The 2,840-nt window shown below is 62.1% G+C and carries 4 protein-coding genes; all 4 read left to right on the plus strand.

Annotated features, from left to right (window positions below):
- Positions 1-97: 97 nt before the first annotated feature.
- The 4 genes from CO667_RS34355 to CO667_RS34370 are packed head-to-tail and all read left to right on the plus strand — an operon-like array spanning position 98 to position 2,812.
- A complete protein-coding gene (locus tag CO667_RS34355; protein ID WP_245424686.1) occupies positions 98-472 on the plus strand; it encodes a transposase in 375 nt (124 codons plus the stop codon).
- Positions 469-819, plus strand: a complete 351-nt coding sequence (gene tnpB, locus CO667_RS34360; RefSeq protein ID WP_096772364.1) for an IS66 family insertion sequence element accessory protein TnpB — start codon at positions 469-471, stop codon at positions 817-819. The genes CO667_RS34355 and tnpB overlap by 4 nt, the downstream gene beginning before the upstream one ends.
- 59 nt (positions 820-878) lie before the next feature.
- The gene (locus CO667_RS34365; protein ID WP_096772363.1) at positions 879-2,513 is read left to right on the plus strand and encodes an IS66 family transposase; all 1,635 of its coding nucleotides are present in this window, start codon (positions 879-881) and stop codon (positions 2,511-2,513) included.
- The gene (locus tag CO667_RS34370; RefSeq protein ID WP_096772366.1) at positions 2,513-2,812 is read left to right on the plus strand and encodes a hypothetical protein; all 300 of its coding nucleotides are present in this window, start codon (positions 2,513-2,515) and stop codon (positions 2,810-2,812) included. The genes CO667_RS34365 and CO667_RS34370 overlap by 1 nt, the downstream gene beginning before the upstream one ends.
- The last annotated feature ends 28 nt before the right edge of the window (positions 2,813-2,840 follow it).

The following is a 2,840-nucleotide window of genomic DNA, read 5'->3' on the forward strand; positions in this document are numbered from 1 at the left end:
TGTACCCATCCGGCGAAGGCCGTCTGCCGCGATTTGCTGATTGGCTTTAAGTGCATGCCTTATGTCATGCGCTACAATTATTTCCCCCATTGAGGTCTTGTCCGCCGATGATCTTGGTCGCCGGCGGGATTGGTCGGACGAAGAGAAAGTTCGGATCGTCGAGGAAAGCCTGCAAGGTTTTCGTCAGGGGTCAGCGACGGCGCGACGATATGGATTGTCGCGATCTTTGTTGACGGCCTGGCGTCGACAATACCGCAGCGGCCTTCTGAGTGTTTCAGCGTCAACGGGTTTCGTGCCGCTTACGATTTCGCCACCGCCGCCGGCGGCATCTGCGGAGATGACCGCGCCGCTGCGTTCTGAAGACGACATGACGATCGAGATCGGCCTGCCGAACGGCCGACGGCTGACGATCCCGGCCTCACTTGATCCGATCGTCCTCGCCCGGCTGTTGCCGATTCTGGATATGTCATGATCGCATTTCCCGCGGGGGTGAAGGTGTGGATCGCGGGCGGCGTGACAGACATGCGTTGCGGCATGAACAGTCTGGCGCTGAGGGTGCAGGAAGGCCTCGGCCGCGATCCTCATGGCGGTGAGGTCTTCTGCTTCCGGGGTCGCAAGGGTGACCTGATCAAGGTCCTCTGGCATGACGGCGTCGGCATGTCGCTTTACCTGAAGCGGCTGGAAGCTGGAAAATTCATCTGGCCGGTCAGCCAGAATGGCTCCGCCGTGTCTGTATCGTCGGCGCAGCTCGGCTATCTCCTGGAAGGGATCGACTGGCGCAACCCGCGCTGGACGCAGCGGCCTTCGAAGGCAGGCTGATCGCCTGCATTGCTCTGTTTTTGTTGGGCTTTCGACATGCGGCATGGTAGCTTTCGGCCATGGATGATGCTGCTTCGGAGATAGCCAGACTGCGCGCCGCGCTTGCGGCATCGGAAGTGCGTGCCGCCTCTGCCGAGTCCGACCTCGCACAGGTGCGCGCCTTCGTGACGACCTCCGAGGCGATGATCCGGCACCTCAAGCTCGAGATTGCCAAAATGCGCCGCGAGCAATATGGCCAGAGTTCGGAACGGCGCGCCCGGCTGATCGACCAGATGGAACTGCAGCTCGAAGAACTCGAGGCCGATGCCACCGAGGACGAGATCGCCGCGGAACGCGTGGCGGCGAAGATCACAAATGTCTCTGCCTTCGAACGCCGTCGCCCGGCACGCAAGCCGTTCCCGGAACATTTGCCGCGCGAGCGCCTGATCATCGAAGCTCCCTCGATTTGCACCTGCTGCGGCTCGGCGCGGATCGTGAAGATGGGCGAAGACGTCACTGAGACGCTGGAGGCGATCCCGCGCCAGTGGAAGGTGATCCAGACGGTGCGCGAGAAGTTCACCTGCCGGGATTGCGAGAAGATCAGCCAGCCACCGGCCCCTTTCCATGCGACACCGCGGGGATGGGCGGGACCGAACCTGCTGGCGACGATCCTGTTCGAGAAGTTCGGCCAACATCAGCCATTGAACCGCCAGGCCGAGCGCTACGCCAGGGAAGGCGTCGATCTCAGTCTCTCCACGCTGGCCGATCAGGTCGGAGCCTGCACGACGGCGCTGCAGCCGATCCATGATCTAATCCGCGCCCATGTGCTGGCCGCCGAGCGGCTGCATAGTGACGACACCACCGTGCCGCTTCTGGCCAGGGGAGCAACAAGGCAGGCACGGTTATGGACTTATGTGCGCGATGACCGTCCCTTCGCGGGCGGCGCGCCTCCCGCCGCACTCTTCCATTTCTCTCCCGATCGCGAGAAGACCCATCCCAACACGCATCTTGCCGGATGGCATGGCACACTGCAGGCCGATGCCTATGGCGGCTACAACGACCTCTATCGTGCCGATCGCCGCCCCGCGCCGGTCAGGAGCGCGCTCTGCTGGAGCCATGCGCGACGCAAGTTCTTCGAACTCGCTGACATCGCCGGCAACGTGCGCAAGGGCAAACCTGCCCATGAGATATCGCCCGTCGCGCTTGAGGCCGTGGCCCGCATCGACGCGCTCTTCGACATCGAGCGCGGCATAAACGGAATGCCTGCCGAGGATCGGCTCACAACGCGGCAGCAACATGCTCGTCCGCTCGTCGAAGAACTGCACGATTGGCTCATGGCTCAGCGTGGGCAAATGTCGAAGCACAATCCCGTCGCCAAGGCGATCAACTACATGTTCGAGAAGGAGGGTCGCTGGGAAGCCTTCACCCGGTTCCTCGACGACGGCAGACTGTGTCTGTCAAACAATGCCGCTGAACGAGCCCTGCGCGGCGTTGCTCTCGGAAGAAAGGCATGGCTATTCGCCGGTTCCCAGCGCGGAGGCGAGCGTGCTGCCTTCATGTATTCCCTAATCGTCACGGCAAAGATGAACGATATCGATCCGCAGGCCTGGTTGGCGGACGTGCTCGCCCGCATGCCCGGCATTCCCGTATCACGGCTGCCGGAGCTGTTGCCGTGGAACTGGCCCGCCGGAAGCGCCCGGCAGATGGCGGCGTGATGGCGCGCCCGACGCATGTCTACACGATCGACTATGTCGCCATGCTGATCGGCGAGAACCTCGAACTCATCCAGGAAGTCGCCAGCAACTCCGACAACATCGACTATGGTGAGACGATCCATGCCCATGACGGCAGCGAAGAGGGCATCACGACCTTCACCGACCGGGGCATCGAAAGCTTGAAGGAGTTCCTCGCCGATATCCGCACCTGGGAAGGAGGTCTTCGCCAGTTCCTTGTCGACGAGCAATGTGATCCGGAAAAGATCGAACGCATCATGGCAGACGAGCCGAAATCATAAGTGCCGCGGCCTTCGCCGGATGGATACG

Origin of the sequence: Rhizobium sp. L43 (assembly GCF_002531725.1) — a bacterium.
GTDB lineage: Bacteria > Pseudomonadota > Alphaproteobacteria > Rhizobiales > Rhizobiaceae > Rhizobium.